At 73.2% G+C, this 773-nt stretch carries 1 protein-coding gene; it reads right to left on the bottom strand.

Annotated elements, in window-relative coordinates; all coding sequences use genetic code 11:
* The coding region (locus tag RH94_RS41975) for a molybdopterin-dependent oxidoreductase (RefSeq protein ID WP_234425469.1) at positions 1-621 on the bottom strand (621 nt) is incomplete at its 3' end.
* Positions 622-773 lie beyond the last annotated feature (152 nt).

Below are 773 nucleotides of genomic sequence, written 5' to 3'. Positions count from 1 at the left end.
CCCGCCGATCATCGACAGGAACCGCGTCCCGGCCGCGTACGAGGTCATCGACATCGCCGGGATCGGCGAGAAGCCGACGACGCGGTCCGGGCCGTAGCGCTTCACCGTGTGCACGTGCGCCGCCGCGACCAGCTCGGTGACCTCCTGCCAGGTGCAGCGCACGAACCCGCCCTTGCCCCGCGCCCGCTTGTACACCGCCGAGCGCTCCGGATCCCCGGTCAGCCATGCCCACGCCTCCACCGGGTCGGCCGTCCGCGCCCTCGCCTCGCGCCACAGTTCCAGCAGCGGGCCGCGCACGTACGGGTAGCGGACCCGGGTGGGCGAGTAGGTGTACCAGGAGAACGACGCCCCGCGCGGGCAGCCGCGCGGCTCGTACTCCGGGGAGTCCGGACCGACCGAGGGGTAGTCGGTGGCCTGGGTCTCCCAGGTGATCAGGCCGTCCTTGACGTACACCTTCCACGAGCACGAGCCGGTGCAGTTCACCCCGTGCGTGGAGCGCACCTCCCGGTCGTGCCGCCACCGCTCCCGGTAGAACTCCTCCGCGGCGCGGCCTCCCTCCCGGTACAGCACCCTCCGGTCCGGGGACTGCTCCCCGGGGAAGAAGAACTGCGCCGACCGCATCAGCCGCTCGGTCGCCTCACCCACCCGGTCGGTGCTCACGCCCTTCGCCTCCCGCCGTACGCCGCGGCCGTCCTCCGTGCCTCTGGCAGACGATGCGGCCGTGGACGGTCACGGCGGCGGAGACCCGCCGGGCCATTCGAGTCGTGCCACCG

The organism is Streptomyces kebangsaanensis (assembly GCF_001906585.1).
GTDB classification, from domain to species: domain Bacteria; phylum Actinomycetota; class Actinomycetes; order Streptomycetales; family Streptomycetaceae; genus Streptomyces; species Streptomyces kebangsaanensis.
The sequence above is the reverse complement of the archived record's forward strand: the minus strand, read 5'-3'. Positions and strand labels throughout refer to the sequence as shown.